Below are 26,686 nucleotides of genomic sequence, written 5' to 3'. Positions count from 1 at the left end.
CCGGGTCGGCACGGGATAGGTATACCCATTCTTCGGAACCCGTATCCCCTGCTCCACGGGCGGCCACCTAGAGCGGGCACCCGGACGGACACGTCCGTAAGTAGGGTTTCGAGCGAATACCTTGCGTAGTCGTCGCCACCCCCGGAACGTGGGATGACTCGCCGAATCGGGTTTCTCGCCGATGTTTCGGGTGCCTGGTGATTTTCCAACCGACGATCCGTCAGCCAACCGGTGACGGTGTGTCCGCGAACGGCCTCACAGGGTGCCCTTGGTGTCCGTGTTGGGTGGTTTACGACCAGGTAGGCAGTGCTTAGGCTCCGCAGGACAACGCACAAGATCGTGTCGGGCTCAGCGGGAACTCCCCACCGAGGAGCGCATGATGTGGCTTGCCACCCCTCGCCCGACCTCGGTTTCGGTCCGCGCCGGATCGACGGCACTCGTGGGCCGGGACGTCGAGGTCTCGGCGATAGTGAAGATCTTGCTGCGCCGTCCCGCCGCCGTGCTGATCGAAGGCGAACCCGGGATGGGCCGCAGCAGGCTGCTCGAAGAGCTGGCCGGACGCCGCGAGTTCGCGTCTGGCCGGGTGCTTTCGGGCGCCTGCCAGCCGATGCGCGAACCGTTCCCGTTCGGACCGCTGCTCGAGGCGCTGCGGTCGGTGGGTGACCGGCCGCTCGGCCCGCTCAGCCCGGTCGCCGGGGTGCTGAGACCCTTGCTGCCCGAACTCGCGGAAAGCCTTCCTCCCCGGCCGGAACCACTCGCCGACCCGTGCGCCGAACGGCATCGCCAGTTCCGCGCGGTCCGGGAGCTCCTGATCGCCTGCGGGCCCGCGCTCGTCCTGATCGACGACCTCCAGTGGGCCGATGAGGACACCCGTGACCTCATGCGGTTCCTCACCGCGGCCATGCCCGCCGAACTGGCCGTCGTCGCGGCGTACCGGACCGGCTCGCCGTCAGCGCACGGAAGCGCGGGCATCCCATTCCGTACGAGGGCGAACGTCCAGACCGCCCGCGTGACGCTGGGCCCGCTCGACGTCGAGGCGGTCGGGAAACTGGCGGAAGAACTGCTGGACCTGCCCCGGGTTTCGGCGCCGTTCACCGCGAAACTCCACGAAAGCACCGCCGGGATCCCATTCGTGGTCGAGGAGACCCTGCGGGCGCTGCGGGACGCCGCCGGACGGCTGCCGATCGGCGAGGTGCTCTCGGACCGGTTGCTGGAAAGCCTCGAAGTCCCGATTTCTTTGCGCGAAGCCATCACCGAACGGCTCGACGCGCTCCCCGAACCCGCTGTCCGGCTGGCCTGCGCGGCGGCGGTGCTCGCCGTCCCGTCCGAACCGGCGGTGATCGGCGAACTCGCCTGCCTCGACGGCGACGCGCTCCGCTCGGCACTCTTGTCCACTTTGGACGGCGGCGTGCTCGGCGAACTCGGTGGTGACCGCTACGGCTTCCGGCATCCGTTGGCCCGCAAGGCCGTCTACGACACGATAAGCGGTCCGGAGCGAACGCTGCTGCATTCACGCGCGATCCAGGTGCTCGCCGGTCAGCCGGTTCCGCCGCTGACCCTGCTGGCGAACCACTCGCGCGCGGCGGGGCGGACCGAACAATGGCGCCACTACGCCGAAGCCGCCGCCGACGAGGCCATCGCCCACGGCGACACGTCACGCGCGATCGACCTGCTCCAGTCCGTACTGGCCGAGGCGAGCCTCGGCGAGGACGACATCGCCCGGCTGGCCACGAAACTCAGCCAGGTCGCGCTGCGCGGCTTCCGCCCGGACGTCATCGAGACACTGGAACGGATCCTCGAAGACCTCACCGACCTGCGGCCCAGCGTGCGCGGGACGATCCGGCTCAGCCTCGGGATGCTGCTCGTCCGCACGATCGGACGGCTCGGCCGGGGCCGGGTCGAGGTGGAGAAGGCGATCACCGAACTGGTCGACGAGCCGGAACTGGCCGCCCGCGGCATCAACCTGCTCGCCCAGCCGATCGACGGGCTGACCCCGTTGTCCTGGCACGAGGTCTGGATGAACCGCGCCCGCGAGGTCTTCGACCGGATCGAAGACCCGGAACTGCGGCTCGCGCTCCTCGGCGACCGGGTCTCCACCCAGGCGCATATCGGTGACGGGTCGGCCTGGACCGAGTTCACCGAACTGCCGGACCAGGGCAGCGGTGTCGCCGAACGGGTCCAGCTGGCGCGGCTGTGGTGCAACCTCGCCGACGCGCAGTCCTGGGCCGGGCATCTGGCCAGGGCGGAAAAGCTGGTCACGGAAGGGATCCGGCGGGCGACCGACGCCGGCGCGCTCTACGCCGCCGGGCTCGCGCAGGGCACCCGGGTCCGGCTCGACTGGGTGCGCGGCGACTGGTCCGGGCTCGCGGAGACCACCGAACAGCTCCGCGACACCTATCCCGACCTCGGCCCGATCGTCATGGAGTGCTCGCTGGTCCTCGGCGGGCTGGCCGCCGTCCGCGGGGAATTCGCCGCCGCGCAACGACATCTGACCGCGGCGAGTGTGCACGCCCCGGAACACGGGCCGATCCCCGTCGTCCTTTCGGCGGCAGGGGTCCTCATCCGCGTGCTCCTCGCGACGGACGACGTCGACGGCGCCTGCGCGGCGGCCGACAACGCCGTCACCGCGGCCCGGCGCAAGGGGGTCTGGGTGTGGGCGGCGGCGCTGGTGCCCGCCGCGGCCGAGGCCTACACGCGGGCCGGACGCTGGTCCGAGGCGGACGCCGTGGTCGAGGAATTCGCCCGCGGCATCGACGGCAAGGACTCCCCTGTCTCCCGGGTCGCGCTGCTCGCGGGCCAGGCGATCCTGCTCGACGCGCGCGGCAAACATCCCGCCGCGGCAACGGTTTTCGACGAAGCGGCGGCGGGCTACGAGTCGCTGCCGATGCCGTACCAGGCCATCTGCGCCCGGGAGCGGGCGGCGCTGTGCCGTCTCAACGCGGGCCGCCTCACCGCGGGCCGGCTCACCGCCGGTCAACCGACCGCGGGCGACCGCAAGGCGATCGAGGAACTCACCGCGGCCGCGGAGGCCTACGAGCGGCTCGGCGCGACCAGGGACGCCGGTCGCTGCCGCCACCAGCTGCGGGAACACGGCGCGTGGGCGCCCTCGCAGCGCGGACGGCGTGGCTACGGCCAGGAACTGTCGCCCCGCGAACTCGAGGTCGCGCGCATGCTTTCCGACGGGCGCACGAACCGGGAAATAGCGGACGGTTTGTTCCTTTCGCCGCGTACCGTGGAACAGCACGTCGCCAAGGTGCTGCGGAAACTCGGCGCCCGTTCCCGGACGGATGTGGCCCGCCGGATGACGACTTACGCACCCGCGACCGCCGACCGCTGACCTCGGCCGGAGGGGGCGGCCGGGTCACGGCGATGTCCCTTGTGGACAGTCGAGAAGGCGTCAAGCACTGTGACGAGCCCCACGCCCACTACCGCCACCCACTTCGCCGGCGGATGGGCTACGTTGCCGGAACCCGCTGAACCCGACCGGTCACCGAGCCCCCTATTCCTTTAGGGGCAAGAAAAGTGCCCGATCGGGCACAGTGATCCATTCCATCGGGTCCACCGGTGTTCGTATGGTTCCGTACAGTCATGCGCTGTGCTAGTTTGTTTTCGCCATTAACAAAGTCGGGGCTCGGCGCCCGTGAGGGAGTAGCGCAAAAGCATGGCTGAACGAGCCGATTTCGCGCTGGGGACGGTAGAGGCGACCGTGGTCGGACAGGCGCTCGGCGTCGATGTCCGCTTGTTTCCCTTGCGCGTCCGCAACACTTCGATCGACCCGGAGCGCTACGCCGCCGTCATCCGGAAGGTCTACGCAGACCTCGAACAGCGCCGCCTGTCGATCAACGGCGAGCTGAACCAGGCCATCCGCACCGCGTTCGCGCTGCTCGCGAACCACCGGATCACCGTCTCGGTCAACGGGATCGACGGCATCGGCCAGGACATCGCCGTCCTCACCCTCACCGACGGCAGGCAGGCGCTCGGCATCACCCAGGCCCACGGGGAAGACCTCCTGCAGTTCGCGCTGTTCGCGGACGAAGAGCTGGTCGAGGTCCTCGCCGGGGTCCTGCCGCGGATGCGGCCCGCGTCGACCGGCCGCCGCACCCTCGTGCAGCAGGAAGAGCGCGCCGTCTCCGCGATGGCCGCGCGGCGTCAGGCGGAGGCGGAATTCGACGAGGAGGAGACCGACGCGTTCGGCAACCTCCAGTTCACCGGCGTCGTCCGCGCCCGGCCGGAGTCCCCTTCCGCGCGCAACGACGAGAGCGACGTCGCCGTCCTGGAGCAGGTGCTGTCCGGCACCCGCCTCGGCGGCGGGCACATCATCGTGAGCGGGATCGGCCGCCGCGGCGAGCGGCTCCGCTCGACGCCGCTGAGCTGGCTCGACACCGAGGACGGCCGGTACCTGGTCTGGACAGAGACCGACGAAGCCTCCGGCGCCGTGATCGGTCACTACGACCCGGCGAGTCAGTCGGGCGTGGCGAACGCGATCCGCGCGGCCATCGCTGACATCTACTGACCCTCCTGAACCCGGCGAGAGGATCCTCCGTTGACCGAGGAAGCACAACAACTGCAGCCGATGATGGCGGTCCGGGGCAAGCTCGCGGGCACGGAGCTGAAGGCCCTGGCGAAGCAGGGCCGTTTCGCCGTCGACGAGAGCACCGGTGAAGAGATGATCCGATCACTCCAGGGAGTGATCGACAGTCTCGAAGAGCGCTGGAGCGCGCTGACCAAGCTGCGGAACACGCCGCCGATGAGCTCCACCGCGACCGCGCGCTGGGTGTCCGAGCACATGCACGGCACCGCGACGGACGCGCAGGGCCTGCTCACCCAGCTAGAAACCGCCCGCGCCGAATTCCCGACCTACGTCGAGGCGATCGAACTCGCCAAGCGGAACTACCGGGAACGCGACGACGAGAACCAGCGCACCCTGACGCGGATCGACACCGAGATCTAAGAGGAGAGACCCGTGACCGAAGCCGCGGAGAAGACCACGAAGGTCTCCGACCCCCAGTCCGAGGACTACAACCCGGACGACCCGTTCTACGACATCACGGCCGACTCGTCATCCCCGTACTACGTCGGGCCGCTGGCCGACAAGGCCGCCTCCGGTGACGAGATCCGGGCCGGGGCCGCCGTCGGGACCGACATCCTGTTCAACATCCTCGGCTGGGGTGACACGGCGCTCAACGGCTTCAAGGACATCTTCACGCAGAAGATGTACGAGGGGCAGCTGGACAAGGCGCGCGAGGGTCTCGACAAGAACCTGGACATCCGTAAACCCGGCACCCCGCCGTCCACGGTCTGGGCCAACGCCACCCACGAGCAGATGCAGACCGCGATCGCGGACAACGCGGATCCGGCCGCGGTGGGCGAGACCTCCGAAGAGTGGATCCGGGCGGGCAACGACCTGGCCACACACCAGCGCAACCTGGCGAAGGCGATCAACGCGAGCACGGCCAACTGGGAGGGCGAAGGCGGCGACGCGGCCCGCGAGCACCTCGCCGGTGTCGGCAAGTGGCTCGGCGCGACCGCGAACGGCGCGACACTGGCCGGGCGGCAGCAGCAGATCCACTCGCAGACCCTCAACGAGACGCAGAAGCTGATGGCGGCGAACCCGCCGGTCGCGTTCAGCGTGCAGGAGGCTAACGCCAACCTGCAGACGATCACCGACCCGCACCTGTACATGGCGCAGCTCGGGAAGGACCTCTCGACCTTCAAGAAGCAGCAGGACGCGCGGGATCAGGCCGCGAAGGTGATGACCGACTTCGACGGCACGGTCGGTTCGGCGATCGCCACCCCGGCGTTCCCCGCCCCGCCGAAGTTGCCGACCATGCAGGCGGCCAAGCAGCTGCAGGGCAGCTCCGCAGGCGGTGGAGCGGGCTCGCCCGCCCAGACGCTTCGCGACCGGATGGCGCCCGAAGGCGCCGACGTCACCCCGTTCAGCGCGGCTTCCGGCGGGACCATCGCCGCTTCGGTGGACGGGACCACCCAGGGTGGAACCGGTGGCCCCGGCGGCGTGTCGCCGTTCAACGCGCCGAACGGCGGACCTGGCGGCAGCGGTCCCGGTGGCAGTGGTCCGGGTGGCAGTGGTCCGGGCGGTGGCTTCCCCGGCGGCGGTGGCCCTGGTGGTGGCTTCCCCGGTGGTGGCGGTCCTGGTTCCAACCCGGCCATGCCCACCATCCCCAACGGGCCGACCGGCGGCGAGACCTACAAACCCGCGGCGTCGGCGGGTCCCAACCTGCCGAACCTGCCCAAGATCGACGACAGCACGCGCACCACGGGCTACACACCGCCGTCCGTCACGCCGCCGTCGTTCACCCCGCCGAACATCTCCATCCCCGAAGGCGGCGGACCGCGTCCCGGTGGCGGTCTCCCGTTCACCCCGCCGAACATCCCGATCCCGAACGGGCCCACCGGCGGCGGACCGAGGCCGGTCATGCCGAACATCCCGCCGATCCCGCGGCCCGGTGGCATCGGCGAGCGGCTCGGCGGCCCCACGTTCCCGGACGGCAACTCGTACAAGGGCACGCCGTACAACCCGCCCAAACTCGGCATGCCGAACATCCCGGGCGGCGGCACCAGCGGTCTCGGCGGCAGCACCAGCGGCTTCGGCGGCGGGACCGGCGCGGGCGGCGCGGGTGCCGGCGGTGCCGGTGGCGGTGGCCTCGGCGGTGCCGGGAAGGCGACGGGTTCGCTCGGTATGGGCGGCGCCGTCGGCGCGGGCGCGATGGACGCCGACGGGGCCGCGGCCCGCGCGGCCGGTTCCGGCGGCAAGCCGGGTACGCCCGGCGGTATGCCGATGGGCGGCGGTATGGCGCCCGGTGCCGGCAAGGGACAGGGCCAGGACGACACGGAGCACAAGGCCGCCGAGTACCTCGAATCCGACGACCCGTCGTTCTTCGCCGCCGACGAGATCGTGGCCCCGCCGGTGATCGGCGACTGGAAGAACAAGGACTGGAAGTGACGGCTTCGTTCGAGGTCGACCCGGATGACCTGACCGCGCACGCGAGCCATCTCGAAGGGCTCGTGGACCGGCTGAACACCGCGCACGGCGCGACCGGTTCGGCGATGTCGTCGGACGCGTACGGTCTGCTGTGCGCGTTCCTGCCGCCGATCGTCAACCCGGCGGGCGAACGCGCGGCGGAGACGATCAAGGCGGCGGCGGAAGGCATCCAGTCGACCGCGGACAACGTACGCACCGCCGCGAAGTCCTATGTAGACGGTGACAAGACCAACGCGGAACCGTTCAAGGCGGACTTCAAGGCCTTGGACATCGGAGGGAAGCAGTGACCGGCGGAAACGAGCTCGGCGACCTCATGCTGGACCCCGACGAGGCCCAGCGCAAAATGGAGCGATGGGCGGCGGGGCTGGAAGAAAAGGCCCAGCGCTACGCGGCCGCACAGGAGCGCACGGAGCAGCTGCGGCTGACCGCGGCCAGCTCCGACGGCGCCGTCAAGATCACCGTCGGGGCGGACGGTGGCGTGACGGACATCGAGTTCGGGAACAAGGCCAGGACGTACCCGCTGGAGGAACTGTCGCGGCAGATCCTCCAGACGATGCACCAGGCGCAGGCCGGTATCGCGGGCCAGGTCGCCGAGGTCATGCAGGAATCGCTCGGCGACGAGGACCAGGAGACCAGGGCGCTGATGATCGACACCCTGCGCAGCCGCTTCCCCGAGATCGAAGAGGAAGAGCCTCCCGCGCCGCCCGCTCCTCCCGCGTCGTCGGCCGCCGACACTCCGCCTCCGCCGCAGGCGCCTCGCGACAAACGCCACGAAGCACCGGAAGACGAAGAAAACTCACCCTGGTAGAACCGCTGGGTCCTCGTGAGTGTTAGGGACGGTTCTCTTGCGGGGTAAGGCAAACGTGGCGTGGGGCCGGTGTCGCTCCTGCGTTCGCGTTCTCCTGGTAGTGAGGGCCTCCTTGCCTACTCTGACGGTAGTGAAGGAGGCTTTCGCTACCGTCGGATGTGATGCCTGGTGGAGTCCGAACACGCGAGTTCCGCCTCCAAGCACGTGAGTTCCGTCTTCAAGCACGCGAGTTCGGCGTTGCGTCAGGCGGCGGCCAGCGAGACGACGCGGTTCCGGCCGCTGTTCTTCGCCTGGTAGAGCGCGGAGTCGGCGACGTGCAGCAGCCGCTCCAGCACGGTCCCGCCCGACGGGTAGACCGCGACGCCGATCGACACCGAAAGGCCCCGCACGACCCGCGGCCCCGAAGCGGTCACGACCTCGACCTCGATCGCCATCACCGCCTGCCGGACCCGCTCGGCCACGGGAATCACGTCGGTCTCCGTCGCGCCGGGTAGCAGCACGACGAACTCTTCGCCGCCGAAGCGCCCGACGGAGTCGTAGTCGCGCACGTGCTCGGAGATCGTCTCCGCGACGACCCTGAGCACGACGTCGCCCGCGAGGTGCCCGTAGACGTCGTTGACCTGTTTGAAGTGGTCGAGGTCGAGCATCAGCACCCCGAGTTTGCTCTTCGCCCTTGCCGCCGACGAAAGCTCCCGTTCGCTGAGCACATGCCACGCGTGCGCGTTCAGCACGCCGGTCTTGCCGTCGATGTTCGCCGCGATCTCCAGTTGCCGCACCAGCACACTGCGGTGCAGCACCAGCACGGGTAGCAGGACGAACGGGACGAGCGCGGGCGCGTGCACGATGCCCAGCGCGGTCGAGGTCCCGAGCACCAGGGTGGTGACCTCCAGCAGGTTGTCGTCGCCGGAGCCGAACAGCGAACGCGGCGACCGGCCCCCCGTGTGCAGATACACCGAAAGCGCCACGACGAACGCGTTGGCCACGGTGAACACGGCCGCCGCCTCGACGATCTTCAGCGAACCGGCGAACCCGACGGGCAGACCGTTCCATCCGGAGACGATGGCGCCCGAAGCCAGGCAGGACAGCACGATCGCCGCCGCGCAGTACACGACGCGGTAGGCAGGGCGGTGGCTCATCCCCCGCCACACGCGGAGCCAAAGGTGCAGGTAGATGAGCAGGCCGAGGGCGAGCGCCAGCCCGGACGGCAGGACGAGCACCCCCGCGAACGTCCACACCGAAGTCATGTTGATGTGCGGCCGGTCACAAAGCGTGCGCCGCAACCGTTCCACCGAACGCGAAAGCTCGGCCTGCAGGAAAGCAAGGCCGAGCAGTGATCCAAATCGGACGAATTCCGTAGTCTCGTAGTTCGATCGGAGCAGGGCGACTACGGCGACTGCCGCCGCAAGTCCTTCCACCACAAGAAAAACCGCCGGCACTCCCCGTGGTCCGGACCATAAGTCCCAGTTTCGGACCCAGGTTCTCAGCCGCGTACCGGCCCCTTCTCCGACGAGTTCCGCATCCCCCATAATCATCGTCACCGGTCCCCCTTCCGTACGCGATCCAATGTATCCGAGGTAGTACTGAGGGTGGCTCGAGTCAATTCCGGAACACACAGATGGAGCAGTGGGAGGGAGGACCATCATGAACGGTCGCGAGGACTGATCCCACCGATTCAGCCGGTTCGGCTCCCGGCCGGGAGCCAGACATCCGGCCCGGTGGCGATGGTGCGTTTCCACGCCATCGCCATCGGGCCGGCCGAGGCGACGGCGACCGTCGCGGCCACCCCGACGGCCACGAACGGGCCGGTCAGCTGGGCGAGACCGCCCGCGAGCATGATCCCGATTCCTTGTACGGTCACCAAACTCGTCGAGGTCAGGCCCATCACCTGCGCCCGGACGCCGTCCGGCACCGCACGCGCCATCAGCGCCACGGCCTGCAGGTGGTACGGCGCCGCGAACGCGCCGCTGAGCCCGATCAACGCGAGACAGACCGGCAGTGACGGATGAAAGAAGACAAAGACCAAGGGAACGACGGATGCGATGGCGAGAATGCCGACCATTCGCGTTTTCCGTCGCGCCGGAACCCATTTCGTGAAGATCCACGATCCAATTACCGAACCCACCGGATCCGCCGCGAGAATGAGACCGACCGCGAAACTCCCCGCCCCGAGCCCGACGGCGAGCGGCGCCGCGAGCCCTTCCGGCGCGATGGCGAACCCGGCGAGCATCTTCAGCCCGAAGAGCACTCGGATTCCCTTGCCCTGCCAGAGTTCCCTGACGCCTTCACCACTGAAAGCCCGCGCCATCCGGCTTTTCACCGAAGATTCCGTGGTGGCGGGCCCCCGGCGACGGACCCCTGTGGACACGAGCAGCGCCGAGACCACAAAGGTCGCGGCGTCGATCACCAGTCCCCAGTAGGGCGTCACGAGCCCGATCACCAGTCCGCCACCGCCGAATCCGGCCAGCTGTGCCGTTTGGATGGTGATCGTGCGGACCGCGAGCCCGGCGACGTACCGGTCGCCTTCGAGGACGTCCGGGAGCAACGCGAGCTGCGCCGCCCGGAACGGACCGCCCGCCATCGTCAGGATCACCAGCAGCCCGGCCAGCACCGGCAACGGCGTCCCCGGGACCGCCATCAGCGCCGCGATCGCCGCGCGCAGCAGGTCGCAGACGATCATCACCGTCCGCCGCGAATACCGGTCCGCCAGTCCGGCGAACAGGGTGCCGCCGATCAGCGTCGGCAGATACGTCAGCCCGTAGGTGAGCCCGGTCAGCCCCGCCGACGCCGTTCTTTCCCACACCAGTACCGACAACGCGACCCTGGCCAGCTGGTCACCGGCCTGCGAAAACGCCTCGGCCGCCCACAACGCACGGAACTCGCCGACCGCGAAAGCGGCCTTGAACGGTGTGCTCCGAGCGGATTCCCCCTTCTCCATGAGCCCCTCCCCTTGGCTCACGGTAGTCGATCACTTTCGCTGTGTCAGCGGCCATCCGGCGCACGACCGCCGTCAACGTCCACTATGGACAGACAGCTTCGCGTGCTCCACGGCGGCACGAGCGAAGGCGTGAATGAGCGGATGGGGGCGGGTGCCGTCGCCGGCGAGTTCCGGTTGGAACAGTGTCGCCAGGAAGAACGGGTGCTCCGGCAGTTCCGCGATCCGCGCGTCACCCTCGCCGTCGAATCCACTGAAGACGAGCCCGTTCGCCGCCAACGTGTCCCGATGCCGGGCGTCGAGGCCGTACGAACAGTGGTACCGCTCAACGGAACGTTCCGCGCCGAGGATCCGCGCGGCCAGCGTTCCGGGCGCGACGTGGATGGCGCTCTCGTGCCCGACGAGCGAACACGCCAGCGGCACGATCAACTGCTCGGCCGACTCCGGCGCGTTCTCCGCGTGCCCGATTCCGCCGAGACCGCAGACGTTCCGTGCGAATTCCAGCAGCGCGTGCTGGAAACCGGCGCAGGTGCCGAGGAACGGGATGCCGTTCTCGCGGGCGGCGCGCACGGTGTCCACCGCGCCGGCTTCGGACCGATAGGGACTGCCGGGCACCAGCCAGACGGCGTCGAAACCGGTGACGTCGCCGACGGCGTCGGTCGGGATCCAGTAGGCGTCGAGTTCGAGGCCGTCACGTTCGGCGAGACGGTCGAAGAGCATCGGGATCCGGACGTGGGAGCGGACGCCGTCCGAACGGTCGCCGACCAGGGCGACCCGCGCTGTCTGTGTCATGCGGCCATCCTGACCCGCGGGCCGAGTTCAGCGCCAACGATGATCCTTGCTGAAGTCATAAGCGATACTGATGCACCATGGAGACCCATCTGCTCCGCACCTTCGTGGCGGTGGCCCGCGGCGGCTCGTTCTCCCGGGCCGCGCGCGACCTCGGCTACACGCAGTCCGCGATCTCCCAGCACATCGCCGCGCTCGAACACGACCTCGGCACCGCGTTGCTGACCCGGCGGCCCGTCGCCCCGACGCGGGCCGGGGAACGTCTCCTCGAACACGCCGGTCCGCTCCTGACCCGGCTCGACGCCGTCCGCGCGGACCTCGCCCGGCTCACCGCTGCACCCACCGGCCGGGTCGTCCTCGGACTGACGCCGCTCTCGCTCACCGCCGAAGTCGCCGCCGCCGCGCACCGCGGCACCGAGTTACGCGTCCTGCGCCGTGAAGACGTCCTGACGGAGGTCGCGACGGGCTCACTCGACCTCGGTCTCGTCGACGGGATGACCGCGCCGAGTGATCCGCTCCCGCTGCCGGACTTCGGCCCGCTCACCACCACCGTCGTCGGCGAACGCCCGCTCGCGGTCGCGGTGCCCGCCGGCCATCCGCTGACCGGACGGACCGCCGGACTGGCCGAACTCGCCGACGCGCACTGGATCGACGCGCCGGACACCGCGATTCCCTTGGAACGGTTGCGAAAGTCCGCTTCGACCGACGGATTCCGCGGTCGGCTTCGGTACACCGGGACCGACGTCCACGGCCTGCTTCGCCTGGTCTCGGCCGGTCAAGGACTGGCGCTGCTCCCGGCCGACGTCATCACCGGCGTGGGCGTGCTTTCCCTGTCCTCGCCGCGCGTGGTCCACCGCACCGAACTAGTGCACGGAGACCCCGGCGAAGGCTCCGCGCTGGCCGCCGCGCTGACGGGTCAGCGGCCGTAACTCATCATTCCCTGCGCCATCTGCATCGCCAGCGAACTCGCCACGGCGGGATCCATCATGCTCCGGAGATCCTCCGCGGCCTCGTCGCGCACTCCGAGGTCCGAACGCGGCTGCTCCGGCGGCTTGGTCTCGGCGGGCGGCAGGGCCACGACCCGTTCCTTGACGGGCTTCTTCTTCGTCGCGGGCGCCTGCTGTTTCACGGTGACCGGGACGTAGACGGTCACCGGGGCCGCCTGCGGCGCGGGCTGCGCGACGGGCGGCTGCTGGGTCACCACGGCGGGCAGCGGCGGCTCCGGCAAGGCGGTGTCGTCGACCGGCTCGAAGGTGAACGTGCCGGCGAACCAGCCGATCGCGAGCAGCGCCACCCCCGCTCCGCCTGCCAGCCAGGACCGGGCGCGCCGGTGGATGACGACGGCCTTGGGCCGGAGATCCTTGTCCACGACCGGTGCGCAGACCGGGGGCCGCACCGGCATCGGCTTGGGCTCCGGCTCGTTTTCCGGGCTGCGCCGCCGCTTCGGCAGGCTCGCCGCGATGATCCCCGTCCGGTCCAGTAGTTCAACGGTCTCGACAGGCGCGGAGAAAGCGTCGGTCGACGGACGGCGCTGGGCGGCGCGCGGCATGGGGACCTCCGGAAGGGGAATCACGAACTTGAGCATTGTGGTGCATTTCCGACGCCGCCGTAAGTAACGCACCCCGATCGAGTTATGCCGAGCCGTCCGGACCACGCAGGGTTACTCCGTTCAGTGGCTTCCCCTTTCTCAGAGATTCCGCATTCCCCAGCGCCCGAGCAGGGCGAGTGGCCGCTGGTAAAAGGAACCGAGCACACGGGGAATCGCGTCGATGGCATACGCGTCCGGTCCGATCAGGATGCGCGCCGTCCCTCGTTCGATACCACGCACGATGGTCTGCGCGGCCTTCTCCGGCGTGGTCCTCGCGATCTTTTCGAACCCCTCGGCGGCTTTGCCGATGTCCCGCTCGACGCCGCCCCGCGCGTCGCGGGCGATATTCGTCTTGATGCCGCCGGGATGCACGCAGCTGACCTTGACCGGATGACGGGCGATCAGCATTTCCTGGCGCAGCGCCTCGGTGAACCCCCGCACCGCGAATTTGGCCGCGTTGTACGCACTCTGCGTGGGCACACCGATGAAGCCGAACACACTCGAAAGGTTGACGATGTGCCCGTCACCCGAAGCGATCACCTGGGGCAGAAAGGCTTTCGTGCCGTTGACCACGCCGCCGAGATTGATCCCCATCAGCCAGTCGTAGTCGTCCCAGGTCATTTCCTCGACCGTGGCGCCGAGCGCGACCCCGGCGTTGTTCACCACGACGTTGGCGCCCCCGAAATCGACGGCGACCTCCTCGGCGTGCGCGAGGACGGCGTCACGGTCGGCGACGTCGAGCGCGTACGCCTTCGCGGTCGCGCCCGCCGTCTCGCACTCCGCGACGGTGCCCGCCGCACGGACGGCGTCGACGTCGGAAAGCGCCAGCCTGGCACCCCGCCCCGCCAGCTCGATCGCGAGTGCCTTGCCGATTCCCGAGCCCGCGCCCGTGATCACCACGACCTTGTCCGTGAACGACCTCATACCCGCTCCCAACCCGCTCGACTGTTACCGGAGGTAACACATACTACGGCTGTGAGCTTGCTGTGCGTTGATCGATTCGGGCTGTGTTCGTGCCCCGCTTATGGTGATCTGTGACCGGACAGCCGTGGAAGAGCGAAAGGAACGCGATGCGCCGCGCCCTGTTGCTCGTGCTCTGTGTCGTTCTGTCCGGTTGCTCCGCCGCTTCGGATCCTGTCGCGACCGACGCCGGCGACACCGCAGCGACGGTGGCCGCCACTCCCGCCGCGCCGCGGACCAACCCGGCGATCGGCGCGCTCTTCATCGACGGGACGCATTTCTGCACGGCCAGCGTCGTCCACAGTGCCCCCGGCGACCTCCTGCTCACGGCGGCGCATTGCCTTCACGACGGCGAAGGCGGCGAGTACGCGACGGGGATTTCGTTCGCGCCCGGCTATCACGACGGTGTCGCGCCGTACGGCTACTGGGACGTCTCCGATCCGCAGGTCCCCGAAGGTTGGGCCGATTCGTCCGATCCGGACCTGGATGTCGGTTTCGCGACCGCGCATCAGGCGGGCACCACGAAGACCCTCGAAAGCGTCACCGGCGCCAACACCCTCGTGACCGGCGGCGGGTTCGCCCACTCGATCACCCTGACCGGGTATCCCGACGAACGGGAGGCCCCGGTCGTCTGCCACGGCACCAGCAGCCAGGCCGACACCTACCAGATGCGCGTCGGCTGCCCCGGCTTCACGACCGGCACCAGCGGCGGCCCGTGGGTGGTCGACGCCGATCCGGCGACCGAACTCGGCACCGTCGTCGGCGTGATCGGCGGCTACCTGTACGGCGGGGACGATCCGGACACGTCCTACAGCAGCTACTTCGACACCGACGTCGCCACCCTGTACCGGAAAATGGACGCACGGGGATGATCTCCCCATGAGCATCCACGACGTCCCGATCACCGGCGAGCCGATCCGCCTCGGCCAGTTCCTCAAACTGGCCAACCTGGCCGAAGACGGTTCGCACGCCAAAGACCTCCTCGACGCCGAAGAGGTCACGGTCAACGGCGAGGTGGAGGTCCGGCGCGGCCGTCAGCTGACGAACGGCGACGTCGTGGAGGTCGGCGGCGAAGGCGGCCGCGTCGTCCTGTCCTGAGCTGAAGGGGACTTTCCCCGCATGCGATGCGAGGAAAGCGCCCTTCACCGCGTCAGATGAGGGGAAAGTCCCCTTCATCGCCCCTGCAGCGGAGCCAGGCGCAACGCCCTCGCGAGTTCTTCGAGCTCGCGGTGCACCGGCTCGTTCAGGGGGACGCCCAGCGCCTGGCACTGTTCGAGGTACTGCGCCTCACGCCAGCCCGGATACCGGACCGGGGTGCCGCCCTCCCAGCCGAGCAGGCTGCCGAACAACGCGCTCGCGGCCTTGTAGAACCCGTCGGCGCTGCGCAGCGTCGTCGGCGCGATGGCCATCACCATGAGACCGGTGTCGTGATCGTGGTCGCCGACGCCCGACAGCACCCCGGCGAAGATCTCCACCAGCAGGGCGAAGCCTGCGACGGCGGCGCTGTCGACATCGGCCAGGGTGTCCAGGTCGAGCACGAACTCCGGGTACGCGCCCGCGGGGGCGGCCATCCCGAGCGGGTTCGCGGCCTTCCCGAGTTCACCGCCCGCAGCCATGACGAGCCCGATCATGGTGTGCGGCAACGCCCTCGCGGCATGGTGCCCGGCGCGGCCGAACGGCCCGACGCCGCGGACCGACATGAGCCCGACGCCGTACCGGCCCGCCCGGGACACCGCGCGGTCCATCGCGTCGCCGACGGCCCACAGCCCCGGCGCGCGGCGGTAATCGATCAGGGCGGCGGCACCGCGGTCGGCGATCATCAGCGGTTCGGCCCTCGGCCGCACCATGCCGTTGACCAGCATCGGCAGATGCAGCCGGGTCAGTTCGGCGACACCGGACTCCGGCGTTCCGGTGAGGTCGCCGTGGCACACCGCCTCGGCGGCCATCCTCGCCCGTGACCACGGCAGATCGTGGGCGGTGAAGATCTCGGTGACCAGGTCGATCAGGGCGTCGATCGGGACGCGCTGCCAGACCTGTTCCGGTATCGGGGAAGGCTCGGCCGGTTCGGGGATCGGCTCGACGGGCGCGCGGCGAAGAGAGCGGGGTCTGAGGGGCACTCCGCCGAGAGTGCCCAAACGCGTTTTTCGGCGTCAACGAACCGGGGCAGCTTCTAACCGACTGTGTGATCGAAGCACCCGGAAACGTCGGTGGGCGGACGTACGATCGAGTCATGTGCCGGAACATCACCACGCTTCGAGGCCTCGAGCCGGCGGCGACGCCGGACGAGATCGAGGCCGCCGCCCGCCAATACGTCCGCAAGGTGTCCGGGGTGCAGAGCCTGTCCGACGCCACCCGTGAGCCGTTCGAGGCCGCCGTCGCCGAGATCACCGAGATCACCAGGCGGCTGCTGACCGAACTGCCCGCCCGCCGTCAGCCGCCGGCGACGGTGCCGCCGTTGCGCCGTCCCGAGGTCCAGGCGCGGATCGCGGCGAAGGCCGAGAAGAGTCAAGCGTCCTGAACCGATCTCCGGCGGTTACGGTGAGCCGGTGACATATCCGCAGGATCCCTACGGTCAGCAGCAGCCGTACGGTCAGCAACCTCCGTACGGGCAGCCGTACCAGCAGCCGGGCTACGGCTACGGCCCGCCGCAACCGCCGCAGGAACAGGGTCTGGCGATCGCGGCGCTGGTCGTGTCGATCGCCAGCCTCGTCGCGTGCAGCGGGCTGCCGTCGATCGCGGGCGTCATCATGGGGCATATCGCGCATTCCAAGGCCAAACGCGGGGAAGCGGGCGGCCAGGGCATGGCGCTGGCGGCCATCGTCATCGGCTACATCGGCGTCGCGATCATCGTGCTCCTCCTGGCGTTCTTCCTCTTCATCGGGATACTGACGGACTGGGACTTCGACTAGATCCGAAGCATCCCGGCAAAGCCCCGTCGGATATCCTCGACGGCGGTAGCGTGTCCGAGCGGCCGAAGGAACATGTCTTGAAAACATGCGAGGGCTCTGTCCTCCGTGGGTTCGAATCCCACCGCTACCGCCAGTCTTGAAGACAAAGCTCCCCAGGTCGATGGATAACACGGACCTGGGGAGCTTCGCGTTTCACGCGGGCACGAGAGCCCAGACGGTCTCGTCGCTGCGGCCGCCCACGAAGGGCCGCTGCTCCAGGATCGAAGCCGTGCCGTTGTTGACCTGCCGCACCGCCAATTGGCTCGCCCGGTTCACCAGCCCGTAGCGCATGTCGGCGCTACGCAGCAGCTTCCACTGCTGAGTGGTCGACGAGCCGCAGTGCGTCTGTTCGAGGAGCGCGCCGTCCGCGGTACTGCCGGAGACCGGCCGCAGGCACAGGCCGCTCCGCTCGTTGGAGATCCTCCAGTATCCGCCGCCCGCGTCGGTGAGCTTCCACTTCTGGCCGTTGTCGTTCTGCCTGGCCACGTGGGTGATCTTCGCGCCGGAAGACGACGAGCCGTCGACCACGGCCGCGCTGTTGCCGTTGGTCGCGACGGTCAGGTAGTACTTCGTGCTCGCCTTCGGGCCGGGGTCCGCGACGGGGTTCAGGGTCCACTGCTGGTTGGCCGCCCCGGTGTAGGGCTGCTGGACGAGCGACGCCGGATACGTGCCGCCCTCGGTGACCGCGTAACCCGTCAAGTAGTTGAAGATCGCCACCTTGCCGTTGCCGAGCGGCTGGAACGCCCACCGCATGCCGTTCTGGCCGTTGCAGTTGTACTGGAGGATGTGCGTGCCGGGCGCCGTCCCGCTCTGGGCGCTGTCGGCGCACAGCTGGCTGTTGGCGTTGACGAGTTGCAGACCGGTGTTGTAGCCCAGGATCCACTTCTGGCTCTGGGAATCCGTGCGGGCCCGGTGGCTGAGTTCGACGAGGCCGCCGGTCGACGAACCCACGACGTCGATGGCGTTGCCACTTGCGCCGGTGATGACGTACGTCTTCCCGCCCCGTGCGTGGCCGTCGTCGTTGTCCGGGGTGTCCTTCTTGATCAGGAAGGCGCTGTTGGCGACGTTCCAATGGGTGGCGAGCCAGCTGCCGGGCGTGGGATTCGTGCTGAAGTAGTCGTCGTTGCCGCAGTCCAGCAGCCGATCGAAATCGCGCTCCGTGCAGTCGAAGGACTGGGTGTCGCCGTAACACATCAGGTCCCATTCCTGGGAGCAGTGCCCGCCGCCCTGGTAGTGCGGGGCACCCGGCAGGACGGCGCCGAGCATGTGGCCGAGTTCGTGGGCCGCGGCGTTGACACCCCAGCAGGGGACGGCGATCTCCGTGTAGTGCCTGCCGTTGTTGAAGGCGTTGGCGGGACCGGGCTGGTCGTCACTGTCGCCCCACGTGCCGGCACAGGTGTGGGGGTTGTCGGAGAACAGCATGTAGTCGCGGTCGGCGTGGTGGAAACCGGCGTTGATGGCGGCGTCGCGGATCGCACCCGAGGTGTACGTGCCGTTGGGCACCACGAGATTGGCGACGGCGACCTGGCAACCCGCGCCCGCCGTCGTCACGTACCGGAGATGTCTGCTCGCGCCCGTCGCCGCGGCGCTGTCGTTGAACGAGTCGTCGATCCCGGACGCGTAGGCGCGTAGGGAGGGCACGACGGTCGCGTACCGGTCGGGCTGGCCGGCTTCACGGACGTAGACCAGCTCGACGCGTTTGCCGGAGACTCCGTCACCCTCGCAGACCACCGGATTGGCGGCGATCTGCGCCTGGGCGACGGAAGCGGCGAGCGGGGCCACCGGGGACGCGCCGGGCGGCAGCGGCCGACTGTGGTCCTTGACGACGGGCGGTGCCGCCGGGACGTCGGAGGCCACGGCCCCGCCGGTCTCACCCACGAACAGGCCGCAGATGAGACCGGCGGTCACCAGAAGGCCGGCGGATCGCCGTTTTGCCTTGGACAAGGGGTTCTTCCTTTCGCGAAGGGAAAACTGCCGCGATAAGAACGTTAGAGATCAGATGTATGGCTCACCAGACGCCATTGCGGGCCGGTTTTCCGCGATTGATCCGTCCTGAGGTCGGATGAAATCGGTCGCCTCCGATATGTTCCCGGTCATCGGGCAGCATTTACTGTTCCCGACGATGTCGAGAACCCGTACCCGGCTCCGTCCCTGCCGATGAAAGCGGCCGAACCCCGGCCGCACCACCATCGAGGAGAACCAGTCATGGCGAAGTACCTGCTGCTCAAGCACTACCGCGGCGCTCCGGCGGCGGTCAACGACGTGCCGATGGACCACTGGACGCCGGACGAGATCACCGCGCACATCGAGTACATGCGGGACTTCGCGCTCCGGCTCCAGGAGACCGGCGAGTTCGTCGGGGAACAGGCCCTGGCCCCCGAAGGCACCTTCGTACGGTACGACGGCGAAGGCAAGCCGCCGGTCACCGACGGCCCCTTCGCCGAGACCAAGGACCTCATCGCGGGTTGGATGATGATCGACGTCGACAGCTACGAGCGGGCGCTCGAACTGGCAGGCGAGCTGTCGGCCGCTCCGGGCGCCGGCGGGAAGCCGATCCACGAGTGGCTCGAACTGCGGCCGCTGTGGGGCGAGCCCCTCGTCATCACGGAGTGAACACCGAGATGGACGAGGCTCTCCTTCGCAGCCTCACACCGAACGTCCTCGGAATCCTCGTCCGCCGCGGAGCCGGCTTCGCGGCGGCCGAGGACGCCGTGCAGGAAGCGCTGATCGAGGCCGTCCGCGTCTGGCCAGGTGATCAGCCGAAGGATCCGAAGGGCTGGCTCGTCACCGTCGCCTGGCGCAAATTCCTCGATATGGCCCGATCGGACGCCGCTCGTCGCCGTCGCGAGGACGTCGTCGAAGAGGAACCGGAACCCGGGCCCGCCCCCGCGGTGGACGACACGCTGCAGCTCTACTTCCTGTGCGCCCACCCGTCGCTGACGCCGTCGTCGGCGGTCGCGCTCACCCTGCGCGCCGTCGGGGGGCTGACCACCCGGCAGATCGCCCAGGCGTACCTGGTGCCCGAAGCGACCATGGCGCAGCGCATCAGCCGGGCCAAACGCACCGTCTCCGAGGTGCGTTTCGACCAGGCGGGTGACGTCGCCACCGTGCTCCGCGTGCTCTACCTGGTGTTCAACGAGGGCTACTCCGGCGACGTCGACCTCGCCGCCGAAGCCATCCGGCTCACCCGGCGGCTCTCGGCCTCGATCGACCATCCCGAGGTGCGGGGCCTGCTCGCCCTCATGCTGCTCCACCACGCCCGGCGCGCCGCCAGGACGACTCCCGGCGGCGATCTGGTGCCGCTCGCCGAACAGGACCGCGGCGAATGGGACACGCGCCTGATCGCGGAGGGCGTCGAAATCCTGCAAGCGGCGCTGGCGCGCGACAGGCTGGGCGAGTTCCAGGCGCAGGCCGCCATCGCGGCGCTCCACGCCGACGCGCCCACCGCCGAGGAGACCGACTGGGTGCAGATCGTCGAGTGGTACGACGAGCTCGCGCGGCTGACCGGCAGTCCGGTCGTCCGGCTCAACCGCGCGGTGGCCGTCGGCGAGGCCGACGGACCGCGCGCGGGCCTGGCCGCGCTGGCGAAACTGGACGATTCACTGCCGCGGTACACGGCCGTGGCGGCGTACCTCCACGAGCGCGACGGCGACCTGGCGACGGCGGCGCGGCTGTACAGCGAGGCCGCCGAAAAGGCGGCCAACCTGGCCGAGCACGCCCACCTGACGCGTCAGGCCGCGCGGCTCAACGCCCTCAAGAAGTGACCGGCGGCAGCCGCGGGAGACCGTCGATCTCCGACAGGTGCTCCAGCACGCGGCCGAAAGCCTGCCCCAGCACCTGCTGCTCTTCGGGGCTCAGCAGGTCGATCAAATGCTCCCGGACGCCCTCGACATGCGTCGGCGCGGCACCCGCCAGCAGGTCCGCGCCGCGTCCGGTCATCTCCGCGACGACGCCGCGTTTGTCCGCCGGGTCACGGGTGCGGCGGATCAGCCCGTCGGCCTCCAGCCGGACCATCTGGTGCGAAAGCCTGCTCTTGGTCGAGCCGAGCATGCTCGCCAGCTCCGTCATCCGCATCCGGTTGTCGGGCTGGAGCGAAAGGCAGACCAGGACCTCGTAGTCGGCGAGCGTGACGTCGTGCCGCTCGGAGAGTTCGCGATGCAGACGTTGCCGCAGCCGCATGGTGGCGACGATGTACGAGCGCCAAGCGACCATCTCCGACTCGGACAGCCAGCGCACTTCCTTCTGCTCCACCGCCATCCACGCAGCGTAGAGCGTTGATCGCACAAGGCGCATACCCGCCGGTCACTTTTCGCTCGGTGAAAAACCCGGCGGGACATTCGCCCGAAGGAGGGTTACGAAAAGGTTGAGACTCGGCGCGAAAAGGCGCATTCTTCTTGTCAGCGGATGGTCGGGCAAGTATCGGGCGATCTCCACGGACGATCGCCGGACTCGCTCCCAGCCGGGAAGGGTCAAGGTGGTGGTATGGCGGGTGATTCTCGCGGTTGACCGCCTGCTGTGTCCCGCGACCGGAACGGAATGGACCGGGTCGGTCGCGACTGCGAACAGCGACGAACGCGGGCATCTCAGATGCGCACGACAATTCTCGCGCATTCGGCGTCACTCCGGCCTGTTTCGGGTTCGCGGCCTCTTCGACCGCCTCGGCAGTGCCCGGCGCCGGCCCGATGATCGCGGCCGACCGGCGACAAGTACAAGACAACCTCGGTAGTCCTGGGTGCGGCCGCGCTGCGTGGCCGCACCCAGGCATATCCGGCCTCTTCCGGCTACGCTTTCCCCCGTGCGATTCGACGAAGGCGCGGGCCTGGACACCTCCGAGGTCGAGGACCTGCGCGGTGGTGGCGGCGGTGGCGGTATCGGCGGCCGGGTGGCACTCGGCGGCGGCGGGCTCAGCGTGGTCGGCCTCGTCATCTACTTCCTGATGTCCCAGTTCGGCGGCGTGAGCCTGAACCCGTCGTCGAGCGGGCTCGGTGGTCTGGGCTCCGGGCAGCAGATGGACAACACGTCGCTGTCGCAGGAATGCAAGACCGGCGCGGACGCGAACCGCAACCACGACTGCGCGATCGTCGCCACCATCAACTCGATCCAGGACTACTGGGGGCAGGAGTTCCAGCGGTCCGGCTCCACGTATCGCAAGGCCGTCACCAACTTCTTCAACGGCGGCGTGAACACGGCCTGCGGCAGCGCGACTTCGGACGTCGGGCCGTTCTACTGCCCCGGCGACTCCGAGGTCTACATCGATCTCGCGTTCTTCAACGAACTCCGCACCCGGTTCGGCGCGCAGGGCGGGCCGTTCGCGGAGGCGTACGTGCTGGCCCACGAATACGGCCACCACGTGCAGAACCTCACCGGAGTGTCCAAAAAGGGCACCGGGAGCGGGCCGACGTCGGGCTCGGTGCGGCTCGAACTCCAGGCCGACTGCTACGCCGGCGTCTGGGCGAACCACGCCACGACCACGCCGACCGAGTCGGGGCGGCCACTGCTCACCGAGCTCACCCAGGAGGACATCAACTCCGCACTGGACACCGCTTCGCGGATCGGCGACGACTACATCCAGTCCAAACTCGGCAGCGGCCGGGTCGACGAGTCGCAGTTCAGCCACGGCACTTCGGCGCAGCGGAAGAAGTGGTTCACCACCGGCTTCCAGACCGGCCAGCCGGCGCGGTGCGACACCTTCGCGACCAACAGCCTGGGCTGAGCTCCCCTCCCCAGACGCTAGGAAAGGACCGTTCCTTGCAAATTTTGCAAGGAACGGTCCTTTCCTAGCACTCGAGAGAGCTACTACGCGGCGACGTGGCCGTGGTGGTCGTCAGCGTGAACGGAAGCAGTCATGCTCCGCTGCTGAGACCGCTCCGCGGCGCGAAGGGCCTTCGCCTTCGTGGCCGAGGCACCCGAGACACCGTTGATGTTCGCGGTGCTGGTCGCGTACACGCCCAGCGCCCAGGCGACGGCGTCCGAGTTGCGCTCGAGCGCGACGCGGTCGACGTTGCCGAGGTTGTCGCAGGCCTGGTGGTAGCACTTGTCGTAAGGAACGTTGGCGCTACCGCCCCACTTCGCGGCCTGTGCGGCGGTCTTCACGCCTTCGGCACCGGTGAACAGGCCGCCGGCCGGGATGCCGACCGCGATGAACTGGCCATAGTCGGAACGACCGGTGAAGTCCGTGCCCTCGACCGGGACACCCTTGCCCAGCTGCAGGTAGTCCACGAGCGTCTGCTCGAGCTGCGCCGAACCGTACGGGCCGGCGCCCGCGCCGACACCGTCGGAGTTGTCACCGTCGTAGGCGAAGTACGCCGCGTTCGGCGAGCCGATCATGTCGTAGTTGTAGTACAGCGCGATGTTGAGCTGCTCTTCGAAGCTCAGCGAGTTGACGTAGTGGGTCGAGCCGACGAGCCCGAACTCCTCGGCACTCCACCAGCCGAAGCGGACGGCATTGTTGGCCTTGGGCTTGCTGCCCAGCTGCAACGCGGTCTCCAGCAGCGCGGCGGAGCCGGTGCCGTTGTCGTTGATGCCGGGGCCCTCGGTGACGCTGTCGAGGTGGGCGCCGAGCATCACGACGTTGTCCTTGCGACCGGTCTTGGTCTCGGCGAGGACGTTGTAGCTGGTCCGCTCCTCCTGGAAGGCGCGCAGGTCGAGGGTGACCGAGGAGCCCGCCTTGCCGGCGAGCGCCTGGCCGTCGGCCTGGGTGATGCCGCCGGTCGGGATCTTGCCCGCGGCCGGGTCGCCGAGGGTGCCGTTGACCGGGCCCGGGACGTTGTTGTAGACGATCGCGCCGACAGCGCCCGCCTCGGCGGCGGTCGCCTGCTTCTGCGCGAAGGAGCAGCCACCGCGCTGGATCAGCGCGATCTTGCCGTCGACCCCGCCGGCGTAGTCCGTGGCCTCACAACCGCTGGTGGCGTCGACCGGGACCACGGCGAGCGGGGCGGTGATTCCACCCGCGGGCGTCGACGGGCTGTAGGACATGATGATGATCGGGACGTCGGCGCCAGCGACCGTCAGGCTCTCCGCGAGGGTCTCCGCGTAGGTGAACGGGAACTCCTGGCGCGTGACCGAGTACCCGGCCTGCTCCAGCTTGGTGGCGATGTATTCCGCGGACCTCTTGTGCCCTTCGGTGCTGGCGGCTCGGCGGCCGCCGGTCGCGTCCGAGATCCGCTGCATGGCGATCAGGTGCCGGTTGACGTTGTTCACGTCGACCTTGCCGACGAGCTGTTTGGCCAGCGCGGGGCCCTCGGGCCCGGTCGCGGCGGTCGCAGCGGGGACCACTCCGACCGTGAGCGCGGCGGTGGCCATCACCACGATCGAGGGAACAATGCTTCTTCGCGAATATGACATGGGCGTCACCTTTATGTGGTTTGCGCCACAGGTCAACCGACGTTCGGCGGACTTTATGACACCGGGATAGGGTCGCTTGTATGTACGCGATCACCATCCGTGAGCCCGGCGATCCCGATGTTCTCGAATGGACCGAGGTCCCCGATCCTGTAGCGGGTTCGGGCGAAGTCGTCATCGAGGTCGCCGCGAGCGCCGTAAACCGCGCTGACCTGCTGCAACGCCAGGGCAACTACCCGCCCCCGCCGGGGGCGAGCGAAATCCTCGGGCTCGAATGTTCGGGCACGATCGCCGAAATCGGCGAAGGCGTCGAGGGATGGCGAATCGGCGACGAAGTTTGTGCTTTGCTCGCCGGTGGCGGCTATGGGGAAAAGGTCGCCGTCCCGGCGGGACAACTGCTTCCGCTTCCCGCCGAAGTCGAATTGCTCGCGGCCGCCGGACTGCCCGAAGTCGCGTGCACGGTCTGGGCGAATGTGGTGATGCACGCCAAGCTGTCCGAAGGCGAGGTCCTGCTCGTCCACGGCGGGGCGGGCGGCATCGGCACGCACGCGATCCAGGTCGCCAAGGCGCTCGGCGCGACGGTCGCGGTGACGGCGGGTTCGGAGGACCGGCTGGAGAGCTGCCGCCAACTCGGCGCCGACATCGCGATCAACTACAAGGAACAGGATTTCGTCGAAGTCCTGCGCACCGAGACCGGCGGCGCGAACGTCATCCTCGACAACATGGGCGCCAAGTACCTCGACCGCAACGTCGACGCGCTCACGACGGACGGGCGCCTCGTGATCATCGGCATGCAGGGCGGGGTCAAGGGCGAGCTCAACATCGGCAAGCTGCTCGGCAAACGCGTGAGTGTCTACGCCGCGGGCCTGCGGTCGCGGCCGCTGGAGCAGAAGGCGGCGATCGTCGCCGACGTCCGCGAACGGCTGTGGCCGCTGGTGGAGCAGGGTTCGGTGCAGCCGATCGTCGGCCAGGTCCTCCCGATGGCCGAGGCCGCGTCCGCGCACCGCGCTTTGGAGGAAGGCACGGTTTTCGGCAAGGTTCTGTTGGCGGCGAAGTCCTAGCGGATCTCTTCCAGCACCCGGACGAGCTGATTGACCTCGAAGACGTTCGAGTAGTGCGCGAGACCGATGCGGACGGCGCCGCCGACTTCGGCGGCGCCGAGCGATCCGAAGACACCGCTCGTGCCGTCGTCGGCGAAGGCGCAGAGGCCCTGGGACGCCAGGTATTCGGCGACCTCGGGCGCCTTCTTGCCCGCGACGGCGAACGCGAGCGCGGGGATCCGGCGCATGGCGTCGCCGATGACCATGACATGCCGCAGCGACCGCAGTTCGGTGGACAGCTGCGCCAGGAGTCCCGCGTGGTACGACTTCGCCGAGCCCAGCGACGTCACCAGCTTCTCGCGCCGCGAGCCCATCGCCGCGTCGTCCAATCCGGCCAGATAGTCGATCGACGCGATCAACCCGGCCAGCAACGGATACGCGTGCGGCCCGAGCTCCATCCTGGCCGGACCGCGGGCGGCCGGGTCGAGCGAGACCGACGGCAGGCGTTCGAGCAGTTCGGGGTCGCGGAAGACCAGCGCCCCCACCGAGGGCCCGCCCCAGGCCTGCGCCGAAACGACCATCACGTCGGCGCCGAGCGCGTTGAGGTCCAGCGGCACGAACGGCGCCGCGTACGTCGCGTCGACGACGACCAGCGCGCCGACGCGTTTGGCGAACTCGATCACCGTCGGGACGTCGGGGCGCGTGCCGACCGAACCGGACGCCAGCGTGACCGCGACGGCCTTGGTGCGCGCGGACACGAGGTTCTCGTACTGCCACGCGGGCAGCTCGCAGGTCTCGATGTCGATCTCGCCCCAGCGCACGACCGCGCCGACCCGTTTCGCCGCGCGGCGCCACGGCGCGAGGTTGGCCTCTTCGTCGAGCCGGGACACGACGACCTCGTCGCCGATCGTCCAGCGATCGGCCATCGCGTCGACGAGACGGCGGATGAGGTCGGGCGCGTTGGGCCCGAGCACGACTCCGGCCGGGTCGGCGCCGACCAGGTCGGCGACCGCCCGGCGAGCGGCCGTGACAATGCTTTCCGCGCGCTGGGAGGCCGGAAACGCTCCGCCCGGTCCGGACACCGGAGCGCGCATGGCCGTGGATACGGCCGAAGCGACCTGTTCAGGTACGAGCATTCCGGCGGCGCCGTCGAAGTGAATCCAGCCGTCACCCAGCGCGGGAAACAACCCACGGATACGAGCGACGTCGAACGCCATGGGGACACCGTACGGAGGTGCGGTTCGGCGCTTTACCCGGGGTTGGCTGCCCGAACACGGGGT

Annotated in this window: 25 protein-coding genes and 1 tRNA gene; 16 read left to right on the top strand and 10 right to left on the bottom strand. The window is 69.1% G+C overall.

Going from position 1 to position 26,686, the window contains the following annotated elements; genetic code table 11:
- Positions 1–379: 379 nt before the first annotated feature.
- From ACLJO0_RS06655 to ACLJO0_RS06630, 6 genes are all read left to right on the top strand, one after another.
- Complete coding sequence (locus ACLJO0_RS06655) at positions 380–3,337, top strand: helix-turn-helix transcriptional regulator (protein ID WP_410578181.1); 2,958 nt, start codon at positions 380–382, stop codon at positions 3,335–3,337.
- Between the two features lie 324 nt (positions 3,338–3,661).
- The gene (locus tag ACLJO0_RS06650; RefSeq protein WP_410577044.1) at positions 3,662–4,513 is read left to right on the top strand and encodes an ESX secretion-associated protein EspG; all 852 of its coding nucleotides are present in this window, start codon (positions 3,662–3,664) and stop codon (positions 4,511–4,513) included.
- Between the two features lie 30 nt (positions 4,514–4,543).
- On the top strand, positions 4,544–4,951 hold the full coding sequence (locus tag ACLJO0_RS06645; RefSeq protein ID WP_410577043.1) for a hypothetical protein: 408 nt from the start codon (positions 4,544–4,546) through the stop codon (positions 4,949–4,951).
- Positions 4,952–4,963: 12 nt separating this feature from the next.
- Positions 4,964–6,961, top strand: a complete 1,998-nt coding sequence (locus ACLJO0_RS06640) for a hypothetical protein (RefSeq protein ID WP_410577042.1) — start codon at positions 4,964–4,966, stop codon at positions 6,959–6,961.
- A complete protein-coding gene (locus ACLJO0_RS06635) occupies positions 6,958–7,287 on the top strand; it encodes a type VII secretion target (RefSeq protein ID WP_034309855.1) in 330 nt (109 codons plus the stop codon). Before ACLJO0_RS06640 ends, ACLJO0_RS06635 begins: the two co-directional genes overlap by 4 nt.
- Entirely contained in the window at positions 7,284–7,808 is a 525-nt protein-coding gene (locus ACLJO0_RS06630) for a YbaB/EbfC family nucleoid-associated protein (RefSeq protein ID WP_410577041.1), read from the top strand. The genes ACLJO0_RS06635 and ACLJO0_RS06630 overlap by 4 nt, the downstream gene beginning before the upstream one ends.
- Before the next feature lie 242 nt (positions 7,809–8,050).
- Here the strand turns inward: ACLJO0_RS06630 and ACLJO0_RS06625 are convergent, their stop codons facing one another.
- The 3 genes from ACLJO0_RS06625 to ACLJO0_RS06615 all read right to left on the bottom strand — a co-directional run bounded on the left by ACLJO0_RS06625 (position 8,051) and on the right by ACLJO0_RS06615 (position 11,532).
- Positions 8,051–9,226 (bottom strand): diguanylate cyclase, encoded by a 1,176-nt coding sequence (locus tag ACLJO0_RS06625; RefSeq protein ID WP_410577040.1) that lies wholly within the window; start codon positions 9,224–9,226, stop codon positions 8,051–8,053.
- A 254-nt stretch (positions 9,227–9,480) separates the two neighbouring features.
- Positions 9,481–10,743, bottom strand: coding sequence for an MFS transporter (locus ACLJO0_RS06620; protein ID WP_410577039.1), 1,263 nt, complete (start codon positions 10,741–10,743; stop codon positions 9,481–9,483).
- 72 nt (positions 10,744–10,815) lie between these two features.
- Positions 10,816–11,532 (bottom strand): glutamine amidotransferase-related protein, encoded by a 717-nt coding sequence (locus ACLJO0_RS06615; RefSeq protein ID WP_410577038.1) that lies wholly within the window; start codon positions 11,530–11,532, stop codon positions 10,816–10,818.
- Positions 11,533–11,609: 77 nt separating this feature from the next.
- On the opposite strand from ACLJO0_RS06615, the gene ACLJO0_RS06610 reads away from it, so the two are divergent.
- Positions 11,610–12,458 (top strand): LysR family transcriptional regulator, encoded by an 849-nt coding sequence (locus ACLJO0_RS06610; RefSeq protein ID WP_410577037.1) that lies wholly within the window; start codon positions 11,610–11,612, stop codon positions 12,456–12,458.
- Here ACLJO0_RS06610 and ACLJO0_RS06605 read toward each other — a convergent pair.
- Positions 12,446–13,102, bottom strand: coding sequence for a hypothetical protein (locus ACLJO0_RS06605; protein ID WP_410577036.1), 657 nt, complete (start codon positions 13,100–13,102; stop codon positions 12,446–12,448). The genes ACLJO0_RS06610 and ACLJO0_RS06605 overlap by 13 nt on opposite strands.
- A gap of 114 nt (positions 13,103–13,216) precedes the next feature.
- Positions 13,217–14,041 carry an SDR family NAD(P)-dependent oxidoreductase gene (locus ACLJO0_RS06600; protein WP_410577035.1) on the bottom strand — a complete coding sequence of 275 codons (825 nt, stop codon included), beginning with the start codon at positions 14,039–14,041 and terminating at the stop codon, positions 13,217–13,219.
- Positions 14,042–14,187: 146 nt separating this feature from the next.
- Here ACLJO0_RS06600 and ACLJO0_RS06595 point away from each other — a divergent pair, with 146 nt between their 5' ends.
- Together ACLJO0_RS06595 and ACLJO0_RS06590 are read left to right on the top strand one after the other, a co-directional pair.
- Positions 14,188–14,949, top strand: coding sequence for a trypsin-like serine peptidase (locus ACLJO0_RS06595; RefSeq protein ID WP_410577034.1), 762 nt, complete (start codon positions 14,188–14,190; stop codon positions 14,947–14,949).
- Between the two features lie 7 nt (positions 14,950–14,956).
- Positions 14,957–15,175 (top strand): RNA-binding S4 domain-containing protein, encoded by a 219-nt coding sequence (locus ACLJO0_RS06590; RefSeq protein WP_061980312.1) that lies wholly within the window; start codon positions 14,957–14,959, stop codon positions 15,173–15,175.
- 74 nt (positions 15,176–15,249) lie between these two features.
- Here the strand turns inward: ACLJO0_RS06590 and ACLJO0_RS06585 are convergent, their stop codons facing one another.
- A complete protein-coding gene (locus ACLJO0_RS06585; protein ID WP_410577033.1) occupies positions 15,250–16,194 on the bottom strand; it encodes an Ldh family oxidoreductase in 945 nt (314 codons plus the stop codon).
- Positions 16,195–16,307: 113 nt separating this feature from the next.
- Here ACLJO0_RS06585 and ACLJO0_RS06580 point away from each other — a divergent pair, with 113 nt between their 5' ends.
- From ACLJO0_RS06580 to ACLJO0_RS06570, 3 genes are all read left to right on the top strand, one after another.
- Positions 16,308–16,595: a DUF2277 domain-containing protein gene (locus ACLJO0_RS06580; RefSeq protein ID WP_125780632.1), complete on the top strand. Its 288-nt coding sequence runs from the start codon at positions 16,308–16,310 to the stop codon at positions 16,593–16,595.
- A 28-nt stretch (positions 16,596–16,623) separates the two neighbouring features.
- Positions 16,624–16,986 (top strand): DUF4190 domain-containing protein, encoded by a 363-nt coding sequence (locus ACLJO0_RS06575; RefSeq protein WP_410577032.1) that lies wholly within the window; start codon positions 16,624–16,626, stop codon positions 16,984–16,986.
- Between the two features lie 44 nt (positions 16,987–17,030).
- Positions 17,031–17,119 (top strand) — tRNA-Ser (locus ACLJO0_RS06570).
- A 59-nt stretch (positions 17,120–17,178) separates the two neighbouring features.
- On the opposite strand, the gene ACLJO0_RS06565 is transcribed toward ACLJO0_RS06570, so the two are convergent.
- Positions 17,179–18,969 (bottom strand): RICIN domain-containing protein, encoded by a 1,791-nt coding sequence (locus ACLJO0_RS06565; protein WP_410577031.1) that lies wholly within the window; start codon positions 18,967–18,969, stop codon positions 17,179–17,181.
- Between the two features lie 261 nt (positions 18,970–19,230).
- Here ACLJO0_RS06565 and ACLJO0_RS06560 point away from each other — a divergent pair, with 261 nt between their 5' ends.
- Together ACLJO0_RS06560 and ACLJO0_RS06555 are read left to right on the top strand one after the other, a co-directional pair.
- The gene (locus tag ACLJO0_RS06560) at positions 19,231–19,638 is read left to right on the top strand and encodes a YciI family protein (protein WP_410577030.1); all 408 of its coding nucleotides are present in this window, start codon (positions 19,231–19,233) and stop codon (positions 19,636–19,638) included.
- Between the two features lie 8 nt (positions 19,639–19,646).
- A complete protein-coding gene (locus ACLJO0_RS06555) occupies positions 19,647–20,789 on the top strand; it encodes an RNA polymerase sigma factor (protein WP_410577029.1) in 1,143 nt (380 codons plus the stop codon).
- Here the strand turns inward: ACLJO0_RS06555 and ACLJO0_RS06550 are convergent.
- Positions 20,779–21,282 (bottom strand): MarR family winged helix-turn-helix transcriptional regulator, encoded by a 504-nt coding sequence (locus ACLJO0_RS06550; protein ID WP_410577028.1) that lies wholly within the window; start codon positions 21,280–21,282, stop codon positions 20,779–20,781. The genes ACLJO0_RS06555 and ACLJO0_RS06550 overlap by 11 nt on opposite strands.
- Before the next feature lie 538 nt (positions 21,283–21,820).
- On the opposite strand from ACLJO0_RS06550, the gene ACLJO0_RS06545 reads away from it, so the two are divergent.
- The gene (locus tag ACLJO0_RS06545) at positions 21,821–22,738 is read left to right on the top strand and encodes a neutral zinc metallopeptidase (protein WP_125790465.1); all 918 of its coding nucleotides are present in this window, start codon (positions 21,821–21,823) and stop codon (positions 22,736–22,738) included.
- Positions 22,739–22,821: 83 nt separating this feature from the next.
- Here ACLJO0_RS06545 and ACLJO0_RS06540 read toward each other — a convergent pair whose 3' ends face one another.
- Positions 22,822–24,369: a M28 family metallopeptidase gene (locus ACLJO0_RS06540; RefSeq protein WP_410577027.1), complete on the bottom strand. Its 1,548-nt coding sequence runs from the start codon at positions 24,367–24,369 to the stop codon at positions 22,822–22,824.
- Between the two features lie 80 nt (positions 24,370–24,449).
- Here ACLJO0_RS06540 and ACLJO0_RS06535 point away from each other — a divergent pair, with 80 nt between their 5' ends.
- On the top strand, positions 24,450–25,427 hold the full coding sequence (locus tag ACLJO0_RS06535) for an NAD(P)H-quinone oxidoreductase (protein ID WP_410577026.1): 978 nt from the start codon (positions 24,450–24,452) through the stop codon (positions 25,425–25,427).
- Here the strand turns inward: ACLJO0_RS06535 and ACLJO0_RS06530 are convergent.
- Complete coding sequence (locus tag ACLJO0_RS06530) at positions 25,424–26,623, bottom strand: cysteine desulfurase-like protein (RefSeq protein WP_034309809.1); 1,200 nt, start codon at positions 26,621–26,623, stop codon at positions 25,424–25,426. The genes ACLJO0_RS06535 and ACLJO0_RS06530 overlap by 4 nt on opposite strands.
- Positions 26,624–26,686 lie beyond the last annotated feature (63 nt).

The organism is Amycolatopsis sp. lyj-108 (assembly GCF_046549005.1).
Lineage (GTDB): Bacteria > Actinomycetota > Actinomycetes > Mycobacteriales > Pseudonocardiaceae > Amycolatopsis.
Note: the sequence above shows the minus strand (reverse complement) of the source record. Positions and strands in the feature narration are given on the sequence as shown.